Source organism: Amycolatopsis sp. cg9 (genome assembly GCF_041346945.1).
GTDB lineage: Bacteria > Actinomycetota > Actinomycetes > Mycobacteriales > Pseudonocardiaceae > Amycolatopsis.
The window spans coordinates 1,790,860-1,816,563 of sequence record NZ_CP166850.1 but is presented as its reverse complement, the minus strand read 5'-3'; the positions used below and the strand labels follow the sequence as shown (position 1 = coordinate 1,816,563).

31 protein-coding genes are annotated in these 25,704 nt (G+C 73.1%); 20 read left to right on the top strand and 11 right to left on the bottom strand.

Annotated features, from left to right (window positions below; all coding sequences use genetic code 11):
* The first annotated feature begins 272 nt into the window (after window positions 1-272).
* The 3 genes from AB5J73_RS08330 to AB5J73_RS08320 all read left to right on the top strand — a co-directional run bounded on the left by AB5J73_RS08330 (window position 273) and on the right by AB5J73_RS08320 (window position 4,048).
* Window positions 273-2,789, top strand: coding sequence for a CHAT domain-containing protein (locus AB5J73_RS08330; protein WP_370969128.1), 2,517 nt, complete (start codon window positions 273-275; stop codon window positions 2,787-2,789).
* 135 nt (window positions 2,790-2,924) lie between these two features.
* Window positions 2,925-3,413, top strand: a complete 489-nt coding sequence (locus AB5J73_RS08325; RefSeq protein WP_370969127.1) for a DUF4232 domain-containing protein — start codon at window positions 2,925-2,927, stop codon at window positions 3,411-3,413.
* A 20-nt stretch (window positions 3,414-3,433) separates the two neighbouring features.
* A complete protein-coding gene (locus tag AB5J73_RS08320) occupies window positions 3,434-4,048 on the top strand; it encodes a DUF4232 domain-containing protein (protein ID WP_370969126.1) in 615 nt (204 codons plus the stop codon).
* Between the two features lie 221 nt (window positions 4,049-4,269).
* On the opposite strand, the gene AB5J73_RS08315 is transcribed toward AB5J73_RS08320, so the two are convergent.
* Complete coding sequence (locus AB5J73_RS08315; protein WP_370969125.1) at window positions 4,270-5,586, bottom strand: DUF2079 domain-containing protein; 1,317 nt, start codon at window positions 5,584-5,586, stop codon at window positions 4,270-4,272.
* 56 nt (window positions 5,587-5,642) lie between these two features.
* Window positions 5,643-6,965 carry a sensor histidine kinase gene (locus AB5J73_RS08310; protein WP_370969124.1) on the bottom strand — a complete coding sequence of 441 codons (1,323 nt, stop codon included), beginning with the start codon at window positions 6,963-6,965 and terminating at the stop codon, window positions 5,643-5,645.
* A gap of 65 nt (window positions 6,966-7,030) precedes the next feature.
* Here AB5J73_RS08310 and AB5J73_RS08305 point away from each other — a divergent pair, with 65 nt between their 5' ends.
* A complete protein-coding gene (locus AB5J73_RS08305) occupies window positions 7,031-7,867 on the top strand; it encodes a maleylpyruvate isomerase family mycothiol-dependent enzyme (RefSeq protein ID WP_370969123.1) in 837 nt (278 codons plus the stop codon).
* Here the strand turns inward: AB5J73_RS08305 and AB5J73_RS08300 are convergent.
* From AB5J73_RS08300 to AB5J73_RS08290, 3 genes are read right to left on the bottom strand one after another with little or no spacing between them, the layout of a single operon-like run.
* Window positions 7,864-8,436 carry a dihydrofolate reductase family protein gene (locus tag AB5J73_RS08300; protein WP_370969122.1) on the bottom strand — a complete coding sequence of 191 codons (573 nt, stop codon included), beginning with the start codon at window positions 8,434-8,436 and terminating at the stop codon, window positions 7,864-7,866. The two genes, AB5J73_RS08305 and AB5J73_RS08300, sit on opposite strands and share 4 nt — an antisense overlap.
* A complete protein-coding gene (locus AB5J73_RS08295) occupies window positions 8,433-9,404 on the bottom strand; it encodes a small ribosomal subunit Rsm22 family protein (RefSeq protein ID WP_370969121.1) in 972 nt (323 codons plus the stop codon). Before AB5J73_RS08295 ends, AB5J73_RS08300 begins: the two co-directional genes overlap by 4 nt.
* 21 nt (window positions 9,405-9,425) lie before the next feature.
* Complete coding sequence (locus tag AB5J73_RS08290; RefSeq protein WP_370969120.1) at window positions 9,426-9,665, bottom strand: hypothetical protein; 240 nt, start codon at window positions 9,663-9,665, stop codon at window positions 9,426-9,428.
* A 157-nt stretch (window positions 9,666-9,822) separates the two neighbouring features.
* Between AB5J73_RS08290 and AB5J73_RS08285 the strand changes: the two genes are divergently transcribed.
* Genes AB5J73_RS08285 through AB5J73_RS08275 form a run of 3 tightly spaced genes read left to right on the top strand, consistent with a single transcriptional unit; the run spans window position 9,823 to window position 11,900 of the window.
* Window positions 9,823-10,245 carry a YciI family protein gene (locus AB5J73_RS08285; RefSeq protein WP_370969119.1) on the top strand — a complete coding sequence of 141 codons (423 nt, stop codon included), beginning with the start codon at window positions 9,823-9,825 and terminating at the stop codon, window positions 10,243-10,245.
* Complete coding sequence (locus tag AB5J73_RS08280) at window positions 10,245-10,595, top strand: YciI family protein (protein ID WP_370969118.1); 351 nt, start codon at window positions 10,245-10,247, stop codon at window positions 10,593-10,595. The genes AB5J73_RS08285 and AB5J73_RS08280 overlap by 1 nt, the downstream gene beginning before the upstream one ends.
* 39 nt (window positions 10,596-10,634) lie before the next feature.
* Window positions 10,635-11,900 carry an RNA polymerase sigma factor gene (locus AB5J73_RS08275; RefSeq protein ID WP_370969117.1) on the top strand — a complete coding sequence of 422 codons (1,266 nt, stop codon included), beginning with the start codon at window positions 10,635-10,637 and terminating at the stop codon, window positions 11,898-11,900.
* On the opposite strand, the gene AB5J73_RS08270 is transcribed toward AB5J73_RS08275, so the two are convergent.
* From AB5J73_RS08270 to AB5J73_RS08255, 4 genes are all read right to left on the bottom strand, one after another.
* The gene (locus AB5J73_RS08270) at window positions 11,897-12,451 is read right to left on the bottom strand and encodes an HD family hydrolase (protein WP_370969116.1); all 555 of its coding nucleotides are present in this window, start codon (window positions 12,449-12,451) and stop codon (window positions 11,897-11,899) included. The two genes, AB5J73_RS08275 and AB5J73_RS08270, sit on opposite strands and share 4 nt — an antisense overlap.
* A 10-nt stretch (window positions 12,452-12,461) precedes the next feature.
* Complete coding sequence (locus tag AB5J73_RS08265) at window positions 12,462-14,153, bottom strand: L-lactate permease (protein ID WP_370969115.1); 1,692 nt, start codon at window positions 14,151-14,153, stop codon at window positions 12,462-12,464.
* A 287-nt stretch (window positions 14,154-14,440) separates the two neighbouring features.
* Window positions 14,441-15,223, bottom strand: coding sequence for an IclR family transcriptional regulator (locus tag AB5J73_RS08260; protein ID WP_086860412.1), 783 nt, complete (start codon window positions 15,221-15,223; stop codon window positions 14,441-14,443).
* Window positions 15,224-15,496: 273 nt separating this feature from the next.
* Window positions 15,497-16,072 (bottom strand): TetR/AcrR family transcriptional regulator, encoded by a 576-nt coding sequence (locus tag AB5J73_RS08255; protein WP_370969113.1) that lies wholly within the window; start codon window positions 16,070-16,072, stop codon window positions 15,497-15,499.
* Window positions 16,073-16,152: 80 nt separating this feature from the next.
* On the opposite strand from AB5J73_RS08255, the gene AB5J73_RS08250 reads away from it, so the two are divergent.
* The 13 genes from AB5J73_RS08250 (at window position 16,153) to AB5J73_RS08190 (ending at window position 24,695) form a co-directional block, all read left to right on the top strand.
* Window positions 16,153-17,061, top strand: a complete 909-nt coding sequence (locus tag AB5J73_RS08250) for an NADP-dependent oxidoreductase (protein WP_370969111.1) — start codon at window positions 16,153-16,155, stop codon at window positions 17,059-17,061.
* A gap of 61 nt (window positions 17,062-17,122) precedes the next feature.
* Window positions 17,123-18,352, top strand: a complete 1,230-nt coding sequence (locus AB5J73_RS08245; protein ID WP_370969110.1) for a MurT ligase domain-containing protein — start codon at window positions 17,123-17,125, stop codon at window positions 18,350-18,352.
* On the top strand, window positions 18,345-19,049 hold the full coding sequence (locus AB5J73_RS08240) for a type 1 glutamine amidotransferase (protein ID WP_370969109.1): 705 nt from the start codon (window positions 18,345-18,347) through the stop codon (window positions 19,047-19,049). Before AB5J73_RS08245 ends, AB5J73_RS08240 begins: the two co-directional genes overlap by 8 nt.
* 193 nt (window positions 19,050-19,242) lie before the next feature.
* Window positions 19,243-20,631 carry a sensor histidine kinase gene (locus AB5J73_RS08235; RefSeq protein ID WP_370969107.1) on the top strand — a complete coding sequence of 463 codons (1,389 nt, stop codon included), beginning with the start codon at window positions 19,243-19,245 and terminating at the stop codon, window positions 20,629-20,631.
* Window positions 20,631-21,311, top strand: a complete 681-nt coding sequence (locus AB5J73_RS08230; protein ID WP_370969106.1) for a response regulator transcription factor — start codon at window positions 20,631-20,633, stop codon at window positions 21,309-21,311. Before AB5J73_RS08235 ends, AB5J73_RS08230 begins: the two co-directional genes overlap by 1 nt.
* Before the next feature lie 184 nt (window positions 21,312-21,495).
* Complete coding sequence (locus AB5J73_RS08225) at window positions 21,496-21,825, top strand: gas vesicle protein (protein ID WP_370969105.1); 330 nt, start codon at window positions 21,496-21,498, stop codon at window positions 21,823-21,825.
* A gap of 17 nt (window positions 21,826-21,842) precedes the next feature.
* Window positions 21,843-22,112, top strand: coding sequence for a gas vesicle protein (locus AB5J73_RS08220; protein WP_370969103.1), 270 nt, complete (start codon window positions 21,843-21,845; stop codon window positions 22,110-22,112).
* The gene (locus AB5J73_RS08215; RefSeq protein WP_370969102.1) at window positions 22,109-22,837 is read left to right on the top strand and encodes a GvpL/GvpF family gas vesicle protein; all 729 of its coding nucleotides are present in this window, start codon (window positions 22,109-22,111) and stop codon (window positions 22,835-22,837) included. The genes AB5J73_RS08220 and AB5J73_RS08215 overlap by 4 nt, the downstream gene beginning before the upstream one ends.
* Entirely contained in the window at window positions 22,830-23,018 is a 189-nt protein-coding gene (gene gvpJ, locus AB5J73_RS08210; RefSeq protein WP_370969100.1) for a gas vesicle protein GvpJ, read from the top strand. Before AB5J73_RS08215 ends, gvpJ (AB5J73_RS08210) begins: the two co-directional genes overlap by 8 nt.
* Window positions 23,015-23,230, top strand: a complete 216-nt coding sequence (gene gvpK / locus AB5J73_RS08205) for a gas vesicle protein GvpK (protein ID WP_370969099.1) — start codon at window positions 23,015-23,017, stop codon at window positions 23,228-23,230. The genes gvpJ (AB5J73_RS08210) and gvpK overlap by 4 nt, the downstream gene beginning before the upstream one ends.
* The gene (gene gvpJ, locus AB5J73_RS08200; RefSeq protein WP_192782753.1) at window positions 23,231-23,548 is read left to right on the top strand and encodes a gas vesicle protein GvpJ; all 318 of its coding nucleotides are present in this window, start codon (window positions 23,231-23,233) and stop codon (window positions 23,546-23,548) included.
* Entirely contained in the window at window positions 23,545-24,105 is a 561-nt protein-coding gene (locus tag AB5J73_RS08195) for a GvpL/GvpF family gas vesicle protein (RefSeq protein WP_370969097.1), read from the top strand. The genes gvpJ (AB5J73_RS08200) and AB5J73_RS08195 overlap by 4 nt, the downstream gene beginning before the upstream one ends.
* A gap of 74 nt (window positions 24,106-24,179) precedes the next feature.
* A complete protein-coding gene (locus tag AB5J73_RS08190; RefSeq protein ID WP_370969095.1) occupies window positions 24,180-24,695 on the top strand; it encodes an NHL repeat-containing protein in 516 nt (171 codons plus the stop codon).
* Here AB5J73_RS08190 and AB5J73_RS08185 read toward each other — a convergent pair.
* A complete protein-coding gene (locus tag AB5J73_RS08185) occupies window positions 24,692-25,093 on the bottom strand; it encodes a CoA-binding protein (RefSeq protein ID WP_370969094.1) in 402 nt (133 codons plus the stop codon). The genes AB5J73_RS08190 and AB5J73_RS08185 overlap by 4 nt on opposite strands.
* A gap of 23 nt (window positions 25,094-25,116) precedes the next feature.
* Window positions 25,117-25,689, bottom strand: a complete 573-nt coding sequence (locus AB5J73_RS08180) for a hypothetical protein (RefSeq protein ID WP_370969093.1) — start codon at window positions 25,687-25,689, stop codon at window positions 25,117-25,119.
* Window positions 25,690-25,704: the final 15 nt, after the last annotated feature.

The window sequence follows — 25,704 nt, the reverse complement described above, 5'->3', positions numbered from 1 at the left end:
CGTGGTGGTCGCGAATGACTCATTCGCGACGCCGCCCGCGCCGCCCGCCGAAGTCATGAACGGGTCGCTCACCGCGCCCGACGTCGTGACCGTCTCGTTCATGTCATCCGCGCCCCGGATATCGCGCTGTGACGTGAAAATCTGCCCTTCCCGCGAGAACTCCCGGACCGCACGGGCCCGGAGGTACGATCCGGGACGTCCTTCTCGGCCGAGGGGGACGGCTCCGGCCGGGAGGGCAGCCTGTGGTCGCGTCGCCGAGGGCGGAAGACCGGGTGCGCGACCTGCATCGGCGTGCGGTCGCGGCGACCAACAACGGCCAGCCCGTGGTCGGCGGGCGCCTGATCCGTTCTGCCGCACGGCTTCTGGGGCTGCCCGCGGCCGCGCCGCCGCCCGGGTGGCCGGCCTGGCCCGACCTCGCCACGCGCGTGCTCGGCACCTACGCGGCCGTCGAAACCGCGCTGGGCAACAGCACTCGCGGGCTCGCTCTGCTCGACGAGGCCGACGCCCTCGTCTCCGACGCCGGGCGCGGGATCCTGCGGCAGCAACGCGGTCTGGTGTTCATCCTCATCGGACGGATGGACGAGGCCCTCACGTGCTTCGACGAGGCGATCCCGCTGCTGCGGCAGGCCGGCGAATTCGTCGTGCTGGCCCGGACGCTGCTCAACCGCGCGATGCTGCACCAGTACGCCGGCCGCGTGCGGCTCGCGCTCGCCGACCTCGACCAGTGCGAGCAGATCGGCGCCGGGCAGCCCGAAGAAGAAGGCCTGGCCAGGATCTTCGCGAAAGCCGCACACGGTCGCGGGCAGGCGCGGGTGCTGACCGGTGACATCCCGGGCGCGCTGCGCGACTTCGACGCGGCGAGCGGGTTCTACGCCGAGCAGAGCGTCGGGATGCTGCCCGTGCTGGCCGTCGACAAGGCGCGGGCGCTGCTCGCCGCCGGGGTGCCGCACGAAGCCGCCGCGGAACTGGACGCCGCGCTGGAGCAGTTCCCGCGGCTGCGGATGAACCAGGAACACGCCGAAGCCGAACTCACCCGCGCGCTGGCCGCGCTCGCGAGCGGTGACCCGGCCACCGCGCGCAGCTGGGCCGGCCGCGCGGAACGGCGGTTTCGCCGCCGGGGCAACGAAACCTGGGCCGCGGTCGCGCAGCTGACCGCGTTGCGCGCGGACTTCGCGGCCGGACGGCGGATCGCCCGCGTCGCCGCGGAAGCGACCGCGCTGGCCGGTCGGCTCACCGGTCTGGGCCTGCGCAACGACGCCGAAATCGCGGCGCTGCTGGCCGCGCGGGCGCGGATCGCGCTCGGCGACCTCGACGGTGCCCGCGCCGGCATCGCCCCGCGCGACCGCCGGGCCGCGCCGCTGGAAAACCGGCTGGTGCGGCGGCTCGCGCTGGCCGAACTCGGCGCGGCGACCGGCCACCGGCGCCTGACGTTCGCGAACGCGCGGGCCGGGCTCGCCCAGCTGCAGCGGCACCGCAGCCGGTTCGGCAGCGTCGACCTGCAGACCGCGACGACGTCGCTGGGCAAGGAACTCGCCGACGCCGGTCTCGCCGCCGCGCTCGCCCAGCGTTCGCCTGGGGTGGTGTTCCGGTGGCTCGACCGCTCGCGCGCGCAGGCGTTCCGGTTCCGGCCGGTGCGCCCGCCCGCGCACCCCGAGACCGTCGACGCCGTCGCCGAACTGCGGTACCTCTCGATGCAGATCCGCGCCGGCGAGCTGTCCGGGAAACCGGACGCTCAGGCCGCGAAGCGCTGCGCCGCGCTGGAACGGGAAATCCGCGCCAAGGGCTGGCAGGCCGAGGGCACCGACGAGGACCACCCCGAGGCGAAGCTGCGCGAGATCGGCGACGAGCTGGCCGGCAGCGGCAGCGCGATGGTCTGCTTCCTCGCCGACCACGGCGCGTTGTGCGCGCAGGTGATCGCGAACCACCGGGTGGCGCTGATCGAGCTCGGCCCGGCGTCGGCCGTCGCCGAACCGGTCGCGCGGCTGCACAGCGACCTCGACGCGTTGTGCGGGCGCCAGCTCCCGCCGCAGCTGGACCAGGTCATCCGCCGGTCGGTGCGGACGCAGGTCACCGCGCTGGACGCGATCCTGCTGGCGCCGCTGTCGGCCCGGCTGGGCGACCTCGACGTCGTCGTCGTGCCGACCGGTGCGCTGTCGGCGATCCCGTGGGGGCTGCTGCCGACGTTGCGCGGCCGCCCGGTGACGGTCACGCCGTCGTCGTCGGCCTGGCTCGACGCGGGCCGCCGCCCCCGCCGCGCGGGCGGGGCGCCGCTGCTGGTCGCGGGCTCGGACCTGACCCACGCGGAAACCGAGATCTCGTCGCTGGCGCCGTTGTACCCGGAGGCCGAGGTGCTGACCGGCCCGGACGCGACGGTCGCGGCGACGCTCAAGGCGTTCGACGGCTGCCGGCTGGCCCACTTCGCCGCGCACGGCCACCACGAACAGGAGAACGTGCTGTTCTCCCGGCTCAACCTGGCCGACGGGCCGCTGATGGCCTACGACGTCCAGCAGCTCGCGACGGCGCCGGAGCAGGTGGTGCTGTCTTCGTGCGACGTCGGCCAGACCGTGGTCCGCGCGGGCGACGAGGTCCTCGGCTTCACGGCGGCGCTGCTCTACGGCGGCAGCCGCACGGTGGTCTCGAGCGTGGCGCGGGTCGACGACCGGACCGCGGGCGGGGTGATGCTGGCGTTCCACCGCGCGCTGGCGGCCGGGACGCCGCCGGCGCGGGCGCTGGCGGACGCGGCCACGGCGGAACCGCTGATGCCGTTCGTCTGCTTCGGTCGCAGCTGACTGACTCCCTTACCGACGTTCCGCGATCTTGAAGGTTGCTTTCCGGTGATCGATCGCATCCCGGCGCATCCCCGAGGGGCGGCTGGGCATCTCTCCCGGTGAGTCCAGTCGATCACGGAACAAGGGAGGATGACCATGAAGCGAGCTGGTACCGCGCTGATCGTCGGGGGTCTGGCGGCCGGTGGGCTGCTGGTGGCAGGCGGGGCGGCGAACGCCATGCCGAGCGACCACCCGTGCGGCGCCTCGGACGTCCACGTGACCGTGGCCCCGGACCCGTCGAACGCGGCCGGGCACGAGGCTTACGTGCTCACCTACACGGCGGCGTCGCCGACCACGAACTGCAAGCTCGAAGGCGCGCCGACGGCGGTGGGTTTCCTCGCCGGCGGGCAGCGGCTGCCGATCGCGGTAACGACGGACGCGGCCGAGGCGGTCCCGGTGAACCTGCGCGACGGGCACCCGGCGGTGTCCCGGATCGTGCAGCGCTCGGCCGCGGCGCCGTCGGCCGCCGACTTCGTCACGTTCGACCTGCCGACCGGGCCGTACGGCCAGCCGGTGAGCGTCGCCTGGCCGGCGGGGGCGCCGGTGAAGGGCGACACCGTCCAGGTCACGCCGGTCAGCAGCTGAACCACGGGAGGGGATTTCCGATGAAGCGCATCTTGATGGGGATCGGCACGGCGGTGGGGGCCTTCGTGCTGGCGGCGTGCGGCACGTCCACGGCGGCCCCGGCCGCCCAGGCTCCGGCACCCGCGCCCGCGGCGGGTTCCGCGAACGGCGCGGCGGCGGCTCCGGCGGGGGGTGGTGTGGCGGCGGCGTCGACCGCGACCCCGCGGTGCACCACGGCCGACCTGGAGGTCCTGCTCGGCAAGCCGGCGGAGAAGAACGACGCGCCGGGCCAGTACGACATCCCGCTGACGTACCGGAACACGACGGACCACACGTGCGGCCTGTACGGCGTCCCGGGTGTCGACCTGGTCGGCCCGGACGAGCCGACGTTCGGCCCGGTGTACCACCTGCCGCGCGTCGACAACGGCGTGAAGTACAACGAGGTCACCGCGGGGACGACGGCCTCGGCGACGATCACGGTGGTGAAGCCGGCGGCCGGCGAGCCGACCTGGACGCCGGCGAAGCTGAACACGATCCCGCCGGGCTCGACGCGGCCGCTGTCCGCGGCCTGGCCGCCCGACCTCCCGGTCCTCCGCCAGGACGCGGCGACCCACCCGGGCTCGTACGTGAACGGCATCCTGGCCGACCCGGCCTGACCTCCCCGGCCAAGCGCCCCAATGTGGCGTTCGGTGCGTCAGACGCACCGAACGCCACATTGGGTGCGCTGGACGCAACCAACGCCACATTGGGGTGCTCTTCACTCGATCGGGTGATGCCTGAGGCCGTGCGTCATTCCTGGCGTGCGGCCCCCTCTTCCTCACTGCGGCGGTAACCGGCCGGCACGCCCCCCGACTGGCCGGTTACCGCTGCGAGTTCCCTACTCACGGTGGAGCAGCACGACGGAGTCCGTCCCGTCGACGCGCCGGTACCCCGTGCCTTCCAGCTCCGCCAGCGCCGCGGCCTTCGTCGCCAGCGTGGTCGGCCACGACTGCTCCGGCTCGGCCACCACCACCCACTCCGGCCGTGACGCCGTCACGCCGTCGAAGAACAGCACCGTCCGGCGGGACGTCAGCCGCGGGGCCAGCCGGTTGGACGCCAGCACGGTCGCGCCGTCCGGGATCCGGGCCAGGACCGCGTCGATGCCCGCGCGCTGCGCCGGGGTCCAGACGCCGCCGGTCAGGTGCGCCGCCTGAAGCGCCAGCGACGCCAGTCCGGCGACCAGCGCGCACACGGGCAGCAGCCGGGCGACGCGCCGGGCGCCGTGCAGGCCCGCGAGGAACACGATCGGCATCAGCACCGCGCTGTAGTGGTAGCCCATGCCCCAGTACCGGTCGTTCGCCGACACCAGCCGCCACGCCAGGGTCGGCACCGCCAGCAGGAGCAGCGGCGACCGCAGCGCCGCGAACGCCGTGGGCGCCGGCAGGGCCAGCAGCATCGAGACCTTGACGATCGCGCCGCCGAACGGGTCGAAGCCGCCGTTGTGCGCGTATGCGCCCGCCGGGTTCAGCGCCGGCAGCACCACGAGGAACAGCGCCGCGGACGTGACGACGCCGAACGCGACGACCGTCCAGCCGAGCCGCCGCTGCCGGTTGAGCACCAGCACCACGCCGACGGCCGCGAGCGTCAGCGGCAGGTCCTCCTTGACCAGCACCAGCGGCAGCGCGCACCAGACCGCGGCCCGCCACCGCTCGCGCAGCAGGTGCTCGGCGGTGAACGCCAGCATCGGGACGGCGAAGCAGACCTCGTGGAAGTCGAAGTTCACCGCGGACAGCAGGCCCCACGACAGCACGTACCCCGCGCCCACGACCACCCCACGGCGGTGGCCGAGCACCTCGACCGCGCACCGCGTCACCGGCACGGCCGACACCGCGAACAGCAGCGCCTGCGCGACCAGCAAGCACCCCGGTGACGGCCACAGCAGGTAGAACGGGGCCAGCAGCGCGAGGATCGGGTGGAAGTGGTCGCCGAGCGCCGGCGCGCCGGGGCCGAGCAGGTCCGACACCGGCCAGTGCCCGTGCGCGTAGGACCGCACCGCCTGCTCGAAGATCCCCAGGTCGAACCCGCTCGCGTCGAACGTCCGGAGCCGCTGCAGCGACCAGGCGGCGTACCCGGCGAACGCGATCGCGGCGACGGCGTAGGGGAGCGCGCGGGTTTCGCGCGTGCGCGCCGGGGAAGGCGCGAAGTCGATCAGCATGGCGGGATGCTGTTGGCGCCACGCTGAACCGGAGCTTAAGCGAGCTGAAGAAGCCTTCAGGCGAGCGGCAGCCGGAACTCCAGGCGTGCACCGGACGCGCTGTCGGCGACGCGCAGCGCGCCCCCGTGCGTCCGCGCGATCTCGGCGGCGATGGCCAGGCCCAGCCCGGAGCCGCCGTCGTCTTCGCGGGCGCGGTCGGCGTCGAGCCGCACGAACCGGTCGAAGACGTCTTCGCGGTGTTCGGCCGGGATGCCGGGACCGTCGTCCTGGACGGTCAGCACGGCCTCGCCGCCGACCGCGGTGAGCGCGATCGTCACGCGGCTCCCGGCGTGCCGCTCGGCGTTGTCGACGAGGTTGCGCAGCACGCGCTCGAGCCGTCCCGCGTGGCCGCGGACCACCGGCGTGGCTTCGACCTCCGCGCGCACCTCGACACCGTCCCGGGGCGGCCGCGCGGCGACGTGCCCGGTCACCAGGTCCGCCAGCGCGACCGGTTCGCGGCCGGCGGGCTGATCCGCGTCCAGCTTGCTGAGCAGCAGGTCGCCGGCCAGCGCCTCCATCCGCGTCACGTCGAGCACGGCGTTTTCGAAGCTGTGCCGCCAGTCGAGCCGGTCGGGGTGGGCCAGCTGCACTTCGAGCTGGGTGCGCATCGACGCCAGCGGCGTGCGCAGCTCGTGCGACGCGTCCGCGGTGAACCGGCTCTGCCGCTGGACCGACCGGTCGAGCCGGGCCAGCATTTCGTTCATCGTCACGGCGAGCTCGGTGATCTCGTCGCCGGAGTCGGGCACCGGCACGCGGCGGCCGAGGTCCCGCGCGCGGATCCCGTCGACCTCGGCGCGGATCGAGCCCACCGCGCGCAGCGACCGCCGGACCGCGAACCACGCGACACCGCCGATCAGCAGCGCGGCGGCGGGCACCCCGCCCCAGAGGATCCGCTGGGCGGTGGCGACGGTTTCGAGGCCGACGGGGTCGAGCGGCGCCGACGCCTGCACGAAGTGCTTCCCGTCGGTGGTCCCGGACTGCGACTCGACGGTGTTCTCGCCGCCGAACGGCCGGCCCAGCACGCAGTCGGGGCCGTAGACGTAGGCCTGCCCGACTTTCGTGCCGGTGTCCGAGCAGCCGTCGTCCGTGCCCTTGTCGCGGCTGATCCGGTACCCGCCGTACTCGAGCTGCTTGGCGACGTCGGGCGGCTTGACCCCGGCGTCGAGCAGCGAGGCGACCGCGCCCGCCTTCTCGCTGGCGAGCCGGTACGCGGCGGTCTCGAGGCCGTCGCGCAGCGCGTTCACGAACCAGTACGACCCGATGCCGAGCGCGAGCGCGGCGGCGAGCGAGGCGAAGAGGGCGACCCGCCACCGGGTCGACCGGGGCAGCAACCGGGCCATCCGCAGAACATAACCGCACCTTCGGAGACCCGGGACGACGTGGCCTCGGGTTAGCGTCGGAAGCTGTGACGGTCGAACAATGGGAGTCGGTGCGCGCGGCCCTGCCGGACGTCGGCAGCCGGTTCGCGGACCTGGTGGCGGGCGTTCCGGACGCGCACGCGAGCTCGCTCGGCGAGTGGTCGATCGCCGAAACGGCGTCGCACGTCGGGATGATCGCGCTGATGTACACCGCGATGATCCGCGGCGACGGCGGCCCGCTGCCGCTGCCGGGCCTCGAAGAGCCGATCGACTCGGCGAGCGTCGACACGATCTCGCGGATGAACGCGCTCGCCCTCGAGCTCTACCCCGAACGCGACCCGGTCCGCCTGGCCGAGCGGCTGCGCGCGGACATCGCCGAGGTGCTGCTGGTCAGCGCGGACCTCGACCCGGGGAAACCGGTGTGGTGGCTGGGCGGCTCGCGCGTCCCGGTGGCCGGCGTCCTCGCGCACCTGGTCAACGAGATGCTGCTGCACGGCCTCGACATCGCCCGCGCGCTCGGGCGGCCGTGGCCGATCCCGGCGCGGTACGAGGCGATGTTCCTGGAGCTGTTCCTGTTCGGCATGGTGCGCAACGACATGGGCAGCCTGCTCGACGACGCGACGCCGTCCCCGCGCCGCATCGCGGTCGAATTCCGGTCGGCGTACACGGAACCGGGCGTGCTGGCGCTGCAGCACGGCCGGCTGCGCTTCGAAGAACCGGACGGCACGGCGGACGTGCGCCTGCGGTTCGACCCGGCGGTGCTGGTCCCGATGATGTTCGGCCGGATCTCCAAGCCCAGGGCGGTCCTGACGGGTGGAGTGCGGATCAGCGGGCGGCGGCCGTGGCTGCTCCCGGCGTTCCTGCGGACCGTGCGGATGCCTTAGCGGAGCACGCGGAAGGTCAGGTGGGTCGCGTTCGGCGTCTCCGCCACCGCGGTGCGCTCCAGCCGGACGTGCTCGCCGGGCGGACCGTCGAAGAGCCGGACGCCGTGGCCGAAGAGCAGCGGGACCACGTGCAGGCGGAGCTCGTCGACCAGCCCGGCGCTGAGGAACTGCCGGAGGGTCGTGCCGCCGCCCATGACGACTACGTTGTCCTCCCCGGCGGCGGCTTTCGCCCGCTTCAGCGCGTTTTCGAGGCCGTCGGTGACGAAGGTGAACGTCGTCGGGCCCTTCACGACCGGCTCGTGCGGCCGGTTCGTGACGACGAAGACCGGCTTCTCGAAGGTGCCGTCGTCGCCCCAGATGCCGACGCCGACTTCGAACATCGTCCGGCCGAGGACGAACGCGCCGGTGCCCTCGAACAGCTTCGCCGCGATTTCGCGGTCGGCGTCGGTGCCGTCGAGCAGCCACTCGTGCAGCAGGCCGCCGTCCTCGCCCAGCCGGTGTTCGGTGCTGCTTCCCGGCCCGGCCACGATCCCGTCGGCCGACACGCTGATTTCCGCGATGACCTTCACCAGCTGTCGCCCCACTCGGCGTCGCGGGCCGCGCGGTACCGCGGGCCCTGCTTCTTCGAGACCGCGACGCCCGGCTTCAGCCCGTCCTCGGTGCACAGGTCGAGCGCGACCCAGCCCTTGTGCTTCTTCGGGTGCCGGATGATCCGCGCGTCCGGCCGCTCCGGCGTGAACCGGGCCGCGACGACGTACGCGAACTTCTCATCCTCGAAGCCGAGCGTGCCCGCCTTCAGCCGGCGGTGCAGGCCCGACCGGGGGAGGCGCGCGGCGAAGTGGCACCAGTCCTCGCCGGGCACGATCGGGCAGGCCGCGTCGTGCGGGCAGGGCGCCACGACGTGCAGGCCGAGTTCGATCAGCTGGGCGCGGGCGGCGCGGATCCGCTCGTAGCCCGCCGGGGTGCCCGGCTCGATCAGCGCGACCGCCCGGGCCTTCGCCGCCAGCCAGCGCACGACGTCGGGGCGGGTGCCGTCCGGGAGTTCGCCCAGCACGTAGGAGAGCGTGACCAGGTCCGCCTCCGGCGCCGGGGCGGCCGGGTCGACGAACCCGCGCCGCCACTCCGCGTCCCGGACCGCGGCGAGCCCGGCCCCGCCGGCCAGCCGCTTGCCGAGCCCGATCGCGCCGGCGACCTGCTCCAGCACGGTGCACTTCGCGAGCGACGGCCACACCGCCGCGGCCGCCCACACCGCCGCCCCCGTACCGCCGCCGACGTCGATCTGCGTACGCGGCTCGAAGCCAGGAGCCCGCGAAGCCGCTTCGGCGAGCACCGCGTGTACGGCGGCGTAGGTGGCCGGCATCCGGTAGCCGGCGTACGCGGCGACGTCGGCTTCGGAGGTCAGGATGGGGGAGGTCGCCGCGTCACCTTGGCGGTAGCGCGCGCTGAGCCGGTCGACGGATCGGGTCAGCTGGGCCACCGGGTGCTTGGCCAGCTCTTCGTCGAGCGCGGAGGAGAGGTCGTCGGGGAGTACCGCCACGACGGCAGGTTAGCCGGGCTTTCACCAGGGTTTGGCGTCGCGGTCGCGCGCCCAGCGCCAGGTGCGCGCGAAGCCTTGCCGGAGCACCTGCCCGGCTCGCCGCAGCGGCCGCGGCAGCCCCGGCCGGTCTTCGGTGGCCCGCCAGATCTTCACCGCGCGCGGGTACCGCCGCCGGACGTTGCCCAGGGACGTGTCCCACACCGGGAAGCCGGGCTCGCCCGAGAGCCGGACGATGTAGCGGCGCGGTTCTTTCCGATCCATGTCCCCACCCCTCGCGGGAGCCGTCCCCGCGTCCGAATCATCCCCCGAGGCGATCCTGAGCTGCTAGTTTTCCGGCGCGAAAACTTTTTTGCCGGAGCTGTCGATCCGGGGCCGTGCCGTTCGACGCGTTGGCAAGACCGACCGAGAGGAGACCGCGATGCGGTTCATGGTGATCGTCAAGACGAACGAGCAGACGGACGGCAAGGCCCCCAGCGCCGAGCTGCTGGCTGAGATGGGCAAGTTCAACGAGGAGATGGTCAAGGCCGGCGTCCTGCTGGCGGGCGAGGGCCTCACGCCGAGCTCGGAAGGGGCCCGCGTCGTCTTCGACGGCACCGAGGCGCCGAAGGTCGTCGACGGCCCGTTCACCGAGTCGAAGGAGCTCGTCGGCGGCTTCTGGATCCTCCAGTGCCGCGACCGCGAAGAGTGCATCGAGTGGATCAAGCGGATGCCCAACCCCGAAGGCGAGCACGGCGAGGTCGAGATCCGGCGGGTCGCCGAGGCGTCCGACTTCGAGAACATGACGCCCGAGGTCGAGGAGCTGGAAGGACGGCTCCGCGCGCAGAGCGCCCAGGAGGCGTGATGCGGTTCCTCGTGATGGTCAAGGCCACCCCGGAGTCCGAGGCGCCCGGGTTCCAGCCCGCCGCCGAAGAACTGGCCGAGATGGCGAAGTTCAACGACCGGCTCTTCTCCGAGGGCCGGATCGTCATGGCCGAAGGCCTGACTTCGAGCGCCGACGGCGTGCGGGTCGTCTTCGAAGGGGAGGCGGAACCGAAGCTGATCGACGGGCCGTTCGCGGAGACGAAGGAGCTCATCGCCGGCTTCTGGGTGCTCAACGGCGAATCGCTCGAGGAGGTCGTCGAGCTGATGAAGCAGGCGCCGAACCCCGAGGCCAAGATCGGCGCGATCGAGATCCGCACCATCGCCGAGTAGCGGCTTGCACCGCGGCCGATCACCCTGTCTGATGGCCGGGTGACGGTTGCGGACACCCGGAGCACGGTCGAAGCGGTCTGGCGCATCGAGTCGCCGCGGCTCATCGCGGGCCTGGCCCGGATGGCCCGTGGCGACGTCGGGCTCGCCGAAGAGCTGGCGCAGGACGCGCTGGTCGCGGCGCTGGAGCAGTGGCCGGAGTCCGGCGTGCCGCGCAACCCCGGCGCGTGGCTGATGACCATCGCCAAGCGCCGCGCGGTCGACCAGTTCCGCCGCAACGAGCGGTACGCGGAGAAGCTCGAAGAGGTCGGCCGCGACCAGCAGCTCGGCGAGGGCGTGCTGCCGGACTTCGACGCGGCCCTCGACGACCACATCGAGGACGACGTCCTGCGCCTGCTGTTCGTCGCCTGCCACCCGGTGCTGAACACGCAGGCCAGGGTCGCGCTGACGCTGCGCATGCTCGGCGGCCTGACGACCGACGAGATCGCGCGCGCGTTCCTGGTCCGCGAGTCGACGATCGCCCAGCGGATCGTCCGGGCGAAGAAGGCGCTGGCGGCGGCGAAGGTCCCGTTCGAGGTCCCGGAGGGCGACGAGCGCGTCGCCCGGCTGTCGTCCGTGCTCGAGGTCCTCTACCTGGTGTTCAACGAGGGCTATTCGGCCACCCGCGGCGACGACTGGATGCGGCCGGCGCTGTGCGAGGAGGCCATGCGCCTCGGCCGCGTGCTCGCCGCGCTGATGCCGGGCGAGTCGGAGGTCCACGGCCTGGTCGCGCTGATGGAGCTGCAGGCGTCCCGCGCGAAGGCCCGCACCAAGCCGGACGGCGAGCCGGTGCTGCTGCTGGACCAGGACCGCTCCCGCTGGGACCGCTTCCTGATCCAGCACGGTTCGGCGGCGCTGGCGCTGTCGGAGCAGATCGCCGAAGGGGCGTACGGGCCGTACTCGGCGCAGGCGGCGATCGCGGCCTGCCACGCCCGCGCCCGGACCCCGGAGGAGACGGACTGGACGCGGATCGCCGCGTTGTACGAAGGCCTCGGCAAGCTCCAGCCGTCCCCGGTGATCGAGCTGAACCGCGGGGTCGCGGTCGCGATGGCGTACGGGCCGGAAGCGGGCCTGGCGGTGGTGGACGCGGTGGCGTCGGACGCGGCGCTGAAGGACTACCACCTGCTGCCGAGCGTCCGGGGCGACCTGCTGGAGAAGCTCGGGCGGCTGGAGGAGGCGGAGCGGGAGTTCCGGCGCGCGGCGGAGATGACGGAGAACGCCCGCGAACGCGAACTGCTCCTCAATCGCGCGAAGGCCGTGGGCGCCTAGCGACCCCGCCACGAGAGCGGCGACAACGTCAACGCCGCCTCCGCGATCTTCTTCGCCGTCTCGGTCTTCAGGCCCTTCGTCGCCGACGCGATCCACTCGTCGACCGGCCGCACGCCGATGTCGCGGTACTCCAGCGCCTGCAGCAGCATCTCCAGCTTGTCCGCGTCCTTCGCGCACAACGCCTCCGCCGACGCGCGGCTCTCGTACTCGTCCACCGCCTCGCGCACCAGCTCGCGGGACCGCGGGGGCAGCGCGGCCGTCTGGTCCGCCGTGATCTCCCGCGGTTCCGGCTTGCGCAGGTACTCCACCGCCGTCAGCGGGAGGTCGCCCGTGCGTGTCTCCTGCGTGTCGTGCCACAGCGCCAGGAACGCCGCCCGCTCCGGGGACGCTCCCTCCTCGGCGGCGATCAGCGCCGCCAGCTGGGCCGCGCGGAGGCTGTGCTCGCCGACCGACTCCGGGTCGCGGACGCCCGCGTGCCACCAGCCCGACCGCCGGATCCGCTTGAGGAGGCCGAGCTCGTAGCCGAACGAGGCCAGCGCTTCAGAGGTCATGCCGCCCAGCCTAGGGCGACGGGATCATCGCCGTCAGGATCGTCGCCTGCAGGAGGGAGATCACGCCGACCACCGCCGTCAGCAGCAGGGACCACAGGAACGTCTGCCGCAGCAGTGAGCCCTCCTTGCCGCTCTGGCCGATCGCCGTCGCGCCGATCGACAAGTTCTGCGGCGAGATCATCTTGCCCATCACGCCGCCGGACGTGTTGGTCGCGCCCGCCAGGATCGGGTTGAGGTTCAGCTGCTGGGCCGAGATCACCTGCATCGGGCCGAAGAGGCTGTTCGTCGACGCGTCCGAGCCGGTGAGGAACACGCCCAGCCAGCCGATGTACGCCGAGAACAGCGGGAAGACCACGCCGGTCGTCGCCAGGGCCAGGCCCAGCGTCTGCGTCGCGCCCGAGTAGTTCATCACGAACGCGATGGCCAGGATCATGAAGATCGTCGCCAGCGCCCAGCGCATCTGGACGAGCGTCGACCGGTACGTCTTGAGCAGCAGCCCCGGCCGCGCGCCCATGGCGAAGCCGGCGATGACCGCCGCGATCAGCGCCACCGTGCCCGGCGAGAACAGGAAGTCCACCGTGAACGTCGCCGCGTAGGGCGCGTTCTTCGCCGTGATCGGCGGGTGCTGGACCACGTGGTTGTGCAGGCCGGGCCAGGCGAAGATCCAGTCCGCCTGGTGCAGCAGCTTCGTCAGGTCGAGCCAGGCGGGGAGGTTCTTGAAGATCGTGCCGATCCGCGACAGGAAGATCGCCAGGATCAGGATGACGTAGGGCATCCACGCGTAGAGCGCACCGCGTTCGGCTTTCGCGGCGCCGAGGTTTGCCCCCGAGACAGCGCTTTCTTCACCGTCGAACCGCCACACGCTCGCAGGCTGCCAGAACCTCGTCAGGATCCAGAGCGCGGCCATCGCGGTGAGCGCGGCGAGGACGTCGACCAGGCTGGCGCTGATGTAGTTGGACGCGACGAACTGCATGGCCGCGAACGCGAGCCCGGCGGTCAGCACGGCCGGCCACACTTCGAGCATGCGCTTCCAGCCGGCCAGGACCACGACCAGGAACGCCGGGATGATCAGCGCCAGCACCGGAACCTGCCGCCCGACCATCGCCGAGAACAGCTCGGTCGCCTGGTCCTGCTTGAGGTGCATGATCGGCGCGGTCAGCCGCCCCAGCACGATCAGCGGGTTGCCGAGCCCGCCGAACGCGACCGGCGCGGTGTTCGCCAGCAGCGCCAGCACGACGGCCTTCACCGGCGGGAACCCGAGCGCGGCCATCATCGCCGCGGTGATCGCGATCGGCGACCCGCCACCCGCGACGCCTTCGAGCAGCGCCCCGAAGGCGAACGCGATCAGCAGCGCCTGGAGCCGCCGGTCTTCGCTGAACCCGGCGAGCACGCGCTTGATGCTGTCGAACCGGCCGGTCGCCACCGTGACGTTGTGGAAGTACACGGCGTGGAACGCGATCCAGGCCACCGACCACACGCCGAACAGCACGCCCATGGCCGCGGAGTCGAACGCCAGCGCGGCCGGCATCCGGTACAGCAGCAGGGCCACCCCGAGCGCGGTGACCAGCGCGAGCGCGGCCGAGAGGTGCGCGGACAGCCGCACCACACCGAGCGCGACGAGCAAGACGACGATCGGCAGCGCGGCGAGCAGCGCGGACACCCACAGCCCGCCCGCCGGCTGGTAGTCCTGGATCCAGGTCACGGTCGGCTCCTTCGCCGGGTCGTGGGAACGCGGTCAGGTGGGCGAGGGCGCGGCGGTCTTGAATGAGTCATTCAGGACCTCCGGTGACCTGAATGACTCATTCAAGACACTGGGCGGGGGCGCGGAACGCGGGCGGCGGGCTGGGCCGCGCAGCTGCGGGGGTGGCGAGCCGTGGCGGCGGTGTGGGTCGGCCGCGCGGCTGGGGTGGTGGCCGAGCCGCGGGGTCGAGGTGGGTCGCCGCGGGATGGCGAGCCCCGGCCGCGCCAGGTGAATGCGCGACGGGGAGATCAGGCGGGCCGGCTCCGCACGAAACCGAGGCGCAGGGACAACGCCGCCGCCGTGCCCGCCACCGATGCGCCCAGCTCGTCGAGGCGGCGCAGCACCCGCGGGGCCGGGCCGGCGATGCTGATCGCCGCGATCGGGCGTCCCGAGTGGTCGCGGACCGCGGCCGCGACGCAGCCGACGTCCGGCTCGTTCTCCACTTCGTCGATCGCCCAGCCGCGGCGGCTCGTCCGCGCGAGTTCGTCGAGGAGCCGGTGCGGGTCGATGATCGTCTTGAGCGTCAGCGAATCCAGCTTCATCCGGCGGACGCGCTCGGCGCGGTCGACCTCCGGCAGCGCGGCCAGCCACGCCTTCCCGAGCGACGTCGCGTGCTGCGGGCGCCGGGTGCCGAGGCGGCAGGCGAGCGTCACCGCGCTGGCACTGCGTTCGGTCGCGACGTAGACCATGGTGTCGTTGTCCGGCACGGCGAGGTAGGTCGTCTCGCCCGAGCGCTCCGCCAGCGACGCGAGGTACCGCGGCGCGCACCGGTGCAGGTCGGTCGCCGCCATCGCGCGGGCGCCGAGCTCGACCAGCCGCGTGCCCAGCCGCACCCGGCCGGTGATCTGGTCGGCTTCGAGGTACTCGAGGTTCTTCAAGGTGCCGACGATCCGGTACGCGGCACTGCGGGAAAGCCCCAGTTGCCGCGCGATCGCATTGGTGGAAATCTCCTGGTGCCGGCCCACGTGCTCCAGCACCGCGAGTCCGCGTTCGAGAGTTCCGCTGTTCTCCAGCCCGCGCTCCGGTCCCACGTTGCCCTCCGTTGGACGTTCCCGGTTTTCGCTCAGCGGTACGCCTTTCCGCTGGGTGGGTTTGGACGGTAACACCTCCGATGTATGTACGGAAGATCTTGAAACGTCTCAGGAGAAACGCGGTTAGTTGAGGATGCTAATTGGTACAACCTCCGATGGTTAAGTTTCCTACCTACGGCGGTTGCGGGCACGCGGACGGACGCGTTCGACAACTTCGACAACGTTGTCTTTCAAGTCCGTGAATGCGCATTCACGGACTTGAATCGGGTGCGTTCAGCGGGGAAATGTCACGAAGGCCGGAACGGCCGCCAGCACCTCGTCGAGAGCCTGCCGCGCGGATTCGGCGAAGTCGCCGCCGTCGCTCCAGCGCTCGTGGGCGAGCTTCATCGCGAGTGCGCCCAGTTCCGCGGCGACGCACGCCGTCAGTTCCGGGACGCCGCGTCGCTTGAGTGCGTCGGTCATCGCCGCGACGAGGGTCAGTCCCTTCAGGGCTTCGCGCTCCCGCAGTTCCGGGTTGGCGTCGATCACCGCCCGCCGGAGGGCGCCGAACTCGCGGCGTTCCGGGGTGAAGGTCCGGCCGCCGACCGCGGCCATCGCGTCGGCCACCGCTTCGAGCGGGCCCGCGGTCTCCGGCGCGGCGGCGATCGCTTCGGTGAGCAGGCCGGCCAGCGTGCCGTCGCCGAAGAGCACTTCGCGCTTGTCCTGGAAGTGCCGGAAGAAGGTGCTCTTCGTCAGCCCGGCGCGCTCCGCGATGTCGATCACCGTCGTGTTCTCGTAGCCGCGCTCGGCGAACAGTTCGAGGGCGGCCTTGCTCAGCCGCTCCGGGGCGTTCGGTTGCCAGCGGGCCATGGGACCACTTTACGGCACTTGGTCCCGTCATCGGTGTACGGTGATGGGACCAAGTCTCATCACTCGCGTTGGAGGTCACCATGAGCCGAGCCGTCGTCTACGAGAAGTTCGGTGGTCCCGAAGTCCTGGAACTGCGTGAGGTGCCCGAGCCGCACGCCGGCCCGGGCGAAGTGCGCGTACGCGTGACAGCGGCCGGGCTGAACCCGATGGACTGGGGCCTCGCCGCCTCGGCCGAAGCGGCGGCGCGGTTCGGCATCACCGTGCCGTCCGGCTTCGGGTACGACTTCGCCGGCGTCGTCGACGAGGTCGGGACCGGGGTCACGGGGTTCGCCGCGGGTGACCGCGTCCACGGCGGCGCGCTCGGGCGGGCCGTCGCCGACTTCGTCGTCGTCGAGGTGCCCGGCGCGCTCTTCCCCACGCCGGACGGGGTCAGCGACGAGGTGGCGAGCACGCTCCCGGTGGCCGGCTCCTCGGCGGCCGCGGCGCTGGCGGCGATCGGCCTGCGGTCCGGTGACACCGTCCTGATCGGCGGGGCGGCCGGCGGCGTGGGCATCTTCGCCGTCCAGCTCGCCAAGCTCGCCGGCGCCACCGTGATCGGCACGGCGTCGGAGAGCACGTTCGGCTTCCTGCGGGAACTCGGCGCGGAGCCGGTCGCGTACGGCCCCGGGCTCGCGGACCGGGTGCGCACGCTCGGCGTGACCGCGGCGGCGGACCTGTTCGGCACCGAGACGGCCGAGGCCGCGCTGGCGCTCGGCGTGTCACCCGAGCGGATCTCCACGATCGCCGCCGGCCCCAACCCGCCCGGCGGCGTGCGCGCCACCGGTGGCGCCGACGCGGAGCCCGGCGAGCTCGCGCGGATCACCGCCGCGATCGCCGGTGGCGAGCTGACCGTGCCGGTCGCCGCGGTGTTCCCGGTCGAGAAGATCCGGGACGCGGTCGAGCTGCAGGCCGGGCGGCACGTGCACGGCAAGGTCGTCGTCACGCTCTGAGGCGAGACGCGGGCCACGGACTCAGGGAACTCACAGCGCCCGCGAGGCACCATCCGCACCGATGACCGTCCGAAACCCCCTTCGCACCCGCGCGTCCGTGGCCGCCGGCCGGCTGACCGCCTGGCTGTCCCGCAGCTCGGGGCTCGGCCGCGGCGGCATGATCGGCGGCCGCGTCACGCTCGCGCTCGACCCGCGGGCGCTGCGCCGGCTCGGGCGGGAGCGGACCGTCGTGCTGGTCACCGGCACCAACGGCAAGACGACGACGTCGCTCATGCTCACCCGCGCGCTCGAAGCGCTGGCCGAGGTCGCCGCCAACAGCGACGGCTCGAACATGCCCGACGGCGTCCTCGCCGCGCTGACCGCCCGCCCGGACGCGCCCTACGCGGTCCTCGAAGTCGACGAGGCCCACGTGCCGTGGGTGGCCGGGCAGCTCCAGCCCGCCGTGCTCGTGCTGCTGAACCTCAGCCGCGACCAGCTCGACCGCGTCGGCGAGGTCCGGGCCACCGAACGCGACCTGCGGGCGGCGCTGGCGGAGCTGCCGGGCACCGTGGTCGTCGCGAACTGCGACGACGTCCTCGTGACGTCCGCCGCGGCGGCGGCCGACCGGCCGGTGTGGGTGAGCACCGGGCGGCGCTGGACCGGCGACTCGACGGCGTGCCCGCGGTGCGACGGCCTCGTCGGGTTCCGCGGCAAGGACTGGAGCTGCGGCTGCGGGCTCTCCCGTCCGGAACCCGGCTGGACCCTCGACGGCGACCTCGTCCGCACGCCCGGTGGCCGCCAGGTCGACCTCGACCTGCGGCTGCCGGGCGACGCGAACCGGGCGAACGCGGCGCTCGCGCTGGCGGCGGCGCACCGGCTCGGCGTGCCGCCGCACACCGCGGCCGCCCGGCTGCGGACCATCACCGACATCGGCGGCCGCTACCGCACGATCCGCCGGTCCCGGCACTCCGTGCGGCTGATGCTGGCGAAGAACCCGGCCGGCTGGGTCGAAACGCTGCGCGTACTGGACGAGGACACGCCGGTGGTCGTCGCGGTGAACGCGCAGGAAGCCGACGGGCGGGACCTGTCGTGGCTCTGGGACGTGCACTTCGAGCGGCTGCGCGGGCGTCAGGTGGTGGTCACCGGTGAGCGCGGCGCGGATCTCGCCGTCCGGCTCTGCTACGCCGAAGTCGCGCACTGGACCGAGCCCGACCCGGTGGCCGCGATCGACGGCCTCCCGCCCGGCGGCGTCGAGCTGGTCGCCAACTACACGGCCTTCCGCGACCTGGTCGGGCGGCTGCCCGGTGGCTGACTCGATCGTCCACATCGGACTCCTGCTGCCGGAGGTGCTCGGCACGTACGGCGACACCGGCAACGCGCAGGTGCTCTGCCGCCGGCTGCGGTGGCGCGGGTTCGACGCCGAGGTGGTGCCGGTCGGGCTGGGCGAGCCGGTCCCGTCCACTTTGGACCTGTACCTGCTCGGCGGCGGCGAGGACGGCGCGCAGGCGCTGGCCGCCGCCCACCTGCGGAAGCACTGGCGGTCACGCTCGCGCGGCGCGGTGGTCTTCGGCGTCTGCGCGGGCCTGCAGGTGCTCGGCACCCGCTTCCGCGGCCTCGACGGCGTCGACCACGACGGTCTCGGCCTCCTCGACGTCACCACGGAACCCGGCCAGCGGCGCGCGGTGGCCGAGCTGGTCGCGACGTCGGCCGGGCTGCTCCCCGAACCGCTCACCGGCTTCGAGAACCACCTGGGCGTGAGCAAGCTCGGCGCGGACAGCGCGCCGCTCGGGGAAGTGGTGCGGGGCACGGGCAACGGGGACGGAACGGAAGGCGCGGTGACCGACCGGGTCGTCGGCACGTACCTGCACGGCCCGGCGCTGGCCCGGAACCCGGCGCTGGCGGACCTGCTGCTGAGCTGGGTGGCCGGGCACCCGCTGCCCCCGCTGGAGCTCCCGGAGGTCGACCGCCTGCGCACCGAGCGCCTCACCGCCACCCGCCGACGGCGGTGACCGCGGTGCCCCCTTCCCCGCCCGCCGCTGCCACCCCCGGCAAGCGCCCCAATGTGGCGTTCGGTGCGCTGGACGCACCGAACGCCACATTGGGTGCGCTGGACGCACCCAACGCCACATTGGGGTGCTTCGGGCGGTGGACGTGATCGCGGCGGAACCGCCGGTGGCGGTGATTCGCGGTTACGCTGCGTTGGTGAAGCTGGGCAGGGTGGTCGCCGCGACCGGGGTCCGGATGCGCACCACCGCCGTGGCGGTGTTCGCGCTCGCGCTGGCCATCGCCGCCGCGGGGGTGGTCGTCGTGCTGCTGCTCGAGGAGTCGCTCGACCGCAGCGTCACCGAGAGTGCGCGCAGCACCGGCCGCCAGGTCGCCATCCAGCTCGTCCGCGAAGGCGCGCGCGACCTCAGCGCGAGCGACGTCGCCAGCACCGGTGACACCGAAGCTGTCACGCAGGTGCTGGACGCGCGGGGCGTGCCGATCGCGAGCGACCCCGCGATCGTCGGGCACCCGCCGCTGACCGCCGCCCGGCCGGTCGTCGGGCACGAGACCATCGAGACGCTGCCGCTCGGGCTCAACGGCGACAGCGACGACTACCGCGTGGTCTCGCAGGAGGTCAACGGGCCGGGCGGGCCGTTCACGGTGATCTCCGCGCGCTCGCTGGAGCCGGTGACCGAGGCGTCCACCCGGCTGACGCTGCTGCTCGGCCTGATCGCCGTGCCGCTGCTCGCGATCTCCGGCCTCGCCGTGTACCGCGCGGTCGGCTCGGCGCTGCGGCCGGTCGAGCGGATGCGCCGGACCGTCGCGGAGATCTCGACGCGCGACCTCGCCGCGCGCGTGCCGCTGCCGCCGGGCGGGGACGAGGTGCACCGGCTGGCCGTCACGCTCAACGAAATGCTGTCCCGGCTGGCGTCCGCGCAGGCCGCGCAACGCCGGTTCGTCGCCGACGCCAGTCACGAGCTGCGGTCGCCGCTGTCGACCATCAGCACCGCGCTCGACGTCTCCGGGCGGCACCCGGAGAGCACCGGCGAGCTGGTGCCGGTGATCGCCCGCGAAACCGCGCGGCTGCGCGAGCTCGTCGACGACCTGCTCATGCTGGCCCGCACCGACGACGCCACCGACCGGCCGCAGCGCACCGAGGTCGACCTCGACGACATCGTCCGCGCCGAAGCCGAGCGGGTCCGCGGCGAAGGCGCGCTGGACGTCGAGGTCCGGGCCGGGCCGGCGAAGGTGCACGGCAGTGAGGCCCAGTTGCGGCGGGCCGTGCGGAACCTGGTCGACAACGCCCGCGGGCACGCGCGTTCGCGCATCCGCGTCAGCAGCGCGGTGCGCGGCGACCTCGCCGTGGTCGAGGTGAGCGACGACGGGCCCGGCGTCGGGGCAGCCGACCGGGACCGGATCTTCGAACGGTTCGTCCGGCTCGACGCGTCGCGGCAGCGCGGCCACGGCGGTACCGGGCTGGGGCTGCCGATCGTGGCCGGCATCGCGGCCCGCCACGGCGGCCGGGCGCGCTGCGCGGACCCCGGCGAGCCGGGCGCGCGGTTCGTGATCGAGCTGCCGGTGATCGCCGTGCCGAAGGAGGAGTAGTGCGCCTGCTGATCGTGGAGGACGAGCGCGAGTTCGCGGAGACGCTGCGGCGCGGGCTGGTCGCCGAGGGCTTCACCACCGACGTCGCCCACACCGGCCGGGAGGGGCTCTGGCGGGCGACCGAGCACGAGTACGACGTCGTCGTGCTCGACATCATGCTGCCCGAGCTGTCCGGCTACGAAGTGCTCAAACGCTTGCGGGCGGCGGAAAACTGGACGCCGGTGCTGATGCTCACGGCCAAGGACGGCGAGTACGACGAGGCCGACGCGTTCGACCTCGGCGCCGACGACTACCTGTCGAAGCCGTTCTCCTTCGTCGTGCTCATCGCCCGGCTGCGGGCGTTGCTGCGCCGCGGCGCGCCGGCCCGCCCGGCCGTGCTGGAGGCGGGCGACCTGCGGCTCGACCCGTCCGCCCGGACCGTCCACAGAGGACAAGTGCGGATCGAGCTGACCGCGCGGGAGTTCGGGCTGCTGGAGTTCCTGCTGCGGCGGCCGGGTACCGCGCTGACGAAGAACGAGATCCTCAACCACGTCTGGGACGCGCACTACGACGGCGACGAGAACGTCGTCGAGGTCTACATCGGGTACCTGCGGCGCAAGATCGACACGCCGTTCGGCACCCGCACCATCGAGACGGTCCGGGGCGTCGGGTACCGGCTCGTGGACGTTACTCGATCGTAACCTCGGGGGCGGATCCGGCGCATTGGTTCCGCTGGGCGTCCCGCGCTGCGCCGTTTGCCTCCGCCGGTTGCCGCATTGCGCCCATTCGTTACCGCGAACCGGTGAAAAATACCGTCCCGCAACGCTTCCTCGGGGAGTTGTGCCCGTTGCTACGGTGGGCACCCACCCGCGACCCAGGAAAGCGATGAGTGAATCGCCCGAGCCGTTCCTTGCGTCAAACAACAATATTACGGACAGTCCGGGGAAATCCGTTCCCCGGTTGCGCGCCGCCGATGCCATTGGCGCCGCGAAGGAGCAGTTCGGTGTCGTGACCGGGCTGATCCCGCACGCCGTGACGGGCGTCCGCAGTCGCGCCGACGGCGGCTGGTCCGTGCTCGTCGACGTCGTCGAACTGGCCCGCATCCCCGACTCCACCAGTGTGATGGCCACCTACCGGGTGGACATCGACGGGTCGGGCGAGCTCGGCGCGTGCGAGCGGCTGCGGCGCTTCACCCGCGGCGCCACGGATTTGTGAAAGGAGAGGTGACACGATTGGCCGCTTCGTCCGATTCGTTGGCGGACGTTCTGGAACGCGTACTCGACAAGGGGGTCGTGATAGCCGGTGACATCGGGGTCAGCGTCGTCGACGTCGAATTGCTTACCCTGCGGATCCGGCTCTTCATCGCTTCCGCGCAGACCGCGAAGGAAATGGGCATGGACTGGTGGACCGGCGACCCGTTCTTCGCCCCCAACGCCGCCCGTGCCGAACTCGGGAAAACCGGACCCGAGCCACTGCTGCCGGAAGGGGAACAACCGCGGTGAGCACCCGGAACTGGCTGTGCGCGTACGCGATCACGCGCAACCGGCCCGCGCTGGACATCGGGGAGTCGCCGCGGCTCATCGGCTACCGCGACCTCGGGGTGGTCGTCGCCGAGGCGTCGCCCGCCCGCTTCGACCGCATCGAGACGCTCGACCCGGTCGACGGCGCGCTCGCCGAGCTGGCCCGCGAGCACGACGCCGTGGTGCGCGCGGTGTTCCGCCACGAACCCGTGCTGCCCCTGCGGTTCGGGACCGTCCTGGACGGTGAGGCCGCGGCGGTCCGGCTCCTCGAAGCCGGGTACGAGCAGGCGCGCAGCTGCCTCGACGAGGTCGACGGGCACCGCGAGTGGGGCGTCCGCGTCCGCCACGCCGAACCCGCCGCGACCAGCCGCCCGGACGTCACGGGCCTGACCGGAACGCAGTACCTGGTCCGCCGCCGCGAACGGCTGAAGGCGATCCAGCGCGGCCGCGAGGAAGTGCTGGCGGCGGCCGGCCGGCTCGAGGAGGCGCTGCGCCGCCACGCGACCGACAGCATCGGGCGGGCCCGGCCGCACGGGGTGCTGGTCAACACGGCCTACCTCGTGGAAACCGGCCGGGAAGCGGCGTTCCACGCGGAGTTCGAGTGGTTCGCCCGCGAGCTGCGCGCGGTGGGCGCGACGGTGGAGACGTCGGGGCCGTGGCCGCCGTACTCGTTCACCGACGTGGAGCTGGGGGCCGCGGATGGCTGACGCGGAAGTGGTGCGCTTGACCGGGGATTCGCCCGCCGAAGCCGTCGCCGACCTGCTCGACCGGGTCGTGCACCGCGGTGCCGTCGTCACCGGGGACGTGATCATCTCGCTCGCCGGCATCGATCTCGTCCGGCTCGACTTGCGGCTGCTGCTGCTCGGGCTCGAGGAGGCACCGGGATGAGCGAGCCCGTCCGGTTGCCCGCGGACGCCGGGCGCGGGCTGGGGCACCTCGTCGTCACCGTGCTCGACATCCTGCGCGAGGTGCTCGAACGGCAGGCGCTCCGGCGCCTCGACACCCTCACCCCCGCCCAGGTCGAAGACCTCGGGCAGGCCTTGATCGACCTGGACCTCCGGTTCGCGGAGATCCGGGCCGCCCTCGACGAAAGGACCTAAGTGACCAGACCGGGGCAGACCGGCGGCGGCCTCGCCGACACGCTGGACATCCTGCTGGACAAGGGACTCGTGATCGACGCGTCGGTGCGGGTGTCGGTGATCGGGATCGAGCTGCTGGCCATCGAGGCCCGGATCGTGATCGCCAGCGTCGACACCTACATCCGCTACCTCGAAGCGATGCAGCGCCTGCAGAGCACGCCCGTGCCCGGCCAGATCTCGCAAGGGCTCGGGCAGACGACCGGGCTGATCCCGCCCCCGCCGCCGACGCCGGCCGTCGCGGTGCCCGTCGAACCGGCCGTTCCCGTCGAACAGCCGTGACGCTGCAGCTCTACGGCGTCGTGCGCGCCGGGCACCCGCGGGCGTCACGCACCGTGCGCTGGGACGACCTGGCCATGGTCGTCGGCGACCCCGAACCCGACCCGGCGGCACACCTCGCGGTGGTGTCCGCGCTCGTCGAGGGCGGCCCGGTGCTGCCGGTCCGGTTCGGCACCGTGGCCGAGGACGAGGAGGCCGTCCGCAGCGAGGTGCTCGCCCCGGCCGCCGGCACCTACCGGGCCGACCTCGACCGGCTCGACGGGCTGGCCGAGGTGCACGTCTGCCTGCGGTTCACCGAACCCGGGTCGGCGTGGCGCTCGGCGCGCTCGGACGGGCTGCTGTCCGAGGTCGCCGAGCGGGCCCGCGACTCGGTGGCGCTGCCGGCCGGGGAATCCGCGGACGAGCGGTGGGCGTTCCTCGTCGGGCTCGGCGACCTGCTCGTCGTCCGGGACACCGTCGCCGGGCTCGGGCACGGCGGCGGCGTCCAGGCCGACTGGCTCGGGCCGCTGCCCGCGTACAGCTTCCTCGATCGGCGGACGTGCTCCCGCTGGAGCTGGTGAGCGCGGGCGGAACAGCTGTTGAACACTCTTTTCGGTACTGGTCGTGACCGCCCGCGATCGGTGATCCTGGCGCTGTGACCACCAGTGAGCTCGCCGCCATCGGCGGGCCCGGCTCCGGGCCGGGCCGGTTCAGCGCGCCGTCGGGGATCGCGGTCGACGTGCGCGGGCGGGTGTGGGTGGCCGACACCGGCAACGACCGCGTGCAGGCGTTCACCCGCGAAGGCGAGCTCGTGCGCGTGATCGCCGGGCGGCTCAAGGCACCCGAGGGGATCGCGGTCGATGCCGCGGGCAACGTCTACGTCGCAGACACCGGCAACCGCCGGGTCGTGCAGTACACGTGGTGGGGCGGGTTCGTGCGCGGGTTCGGCGACTTCGGCCGGCCCCGCGCGGTCGCGGTCGACCCGGCCGGGCGGCTGCTGGTCGACGACGGCGGCCGCGTCGCGCGGTTCGATACCCGGACCGGCGCGGCGCTGCCCGACGCCGCCGGGTGGGCCGGTTCACCGCGCGACAGCGCCGGCGACGGCGCGGGCGGTGTCTGGGTCGCCGACACGGGCAACCACCGGATCGTCCACTTCGGAGCGCCGGGCTAGCTCTTCGAGATCGCGGCCGTCGCGCGGACCACGGCGGTGCAGCGGTTCTCGACGTAGGCGAGCCCGCCTTCCTCGGCGATGCGGCGCGCTTCGGCGGAGACGATGCCCTGCTGCAGCCACAGCGCCTTCGCGCCGATCTCGACGGCTTCCCGCGCGATGCCCGGTGCCTCGGGGGCCGGGCGGAAGACGTCGACCAGGTCGACCGGCTCCGGGATGTCCTTCAGCGAGCGGTAGACCTTCTCCCCGAGCAGTTCGGTCGCGGTCGGGTGCACCGGGGTGATCCGGAAGCCGTGCGCCTGCAGGACCGCCGGGACGCCGTGCGCGGCTTTGGCCGGGTCGCGGCTCAGCCCGACGACGGCGATGGTGTTCGCGCCGGCGAGGATTTCCTCTGCGTTCATACCGGCAGAACGCCCGGCGGCCGTCAAAGCTTCCAGAGCCGCAGGCCGCGGACGCGGTAGACGGGCCAGAGCACGTGCCACGGCTTGCGGCGGGCGAAGGTGGCGGCGCACGTCAGGATGTTGCGGGCGGACGTCGTCGCCACCTCGTGGCGGTCCGGCCAGGACTCGCCCTTGGTGCCGACGGCGATGCGGAACACCGTCAGCAGGCCCCGGCCCTGCAGGTCGTACTTCGCGCCGGTGTCCCCGGAATCGGGGGCGAGTTCGGCGATCTCGGCCCCGAACGCGCGGGCCGCCTGCGGCGCCACCTCGGCGGGCACGACGCCGACGCTGCGCGTGATCGCCTTGCCGTGCATCCGGCGCGCGTACCGGAGCAGCAGCGAGCGCTCCCACCACGGCAGCAGCCGGTGGTGCGCCAGCAGCGCGGCGCACTCGCCGTGCCCGATGGCGAAGATGCTGGTCAGCTCGTCGTAGCTGCCGTTCGTGGCCGGCTCGTTCAAGTGCAGCCGCACCTCGAACCGGGTGCGCGCGGTGAGCTCGTCGAGCTGCTCACGGCGATCCAGCCGTGCCTTCGCGCGGGACAGGGACCAGTCGGACATCGGACCTCCAGACGT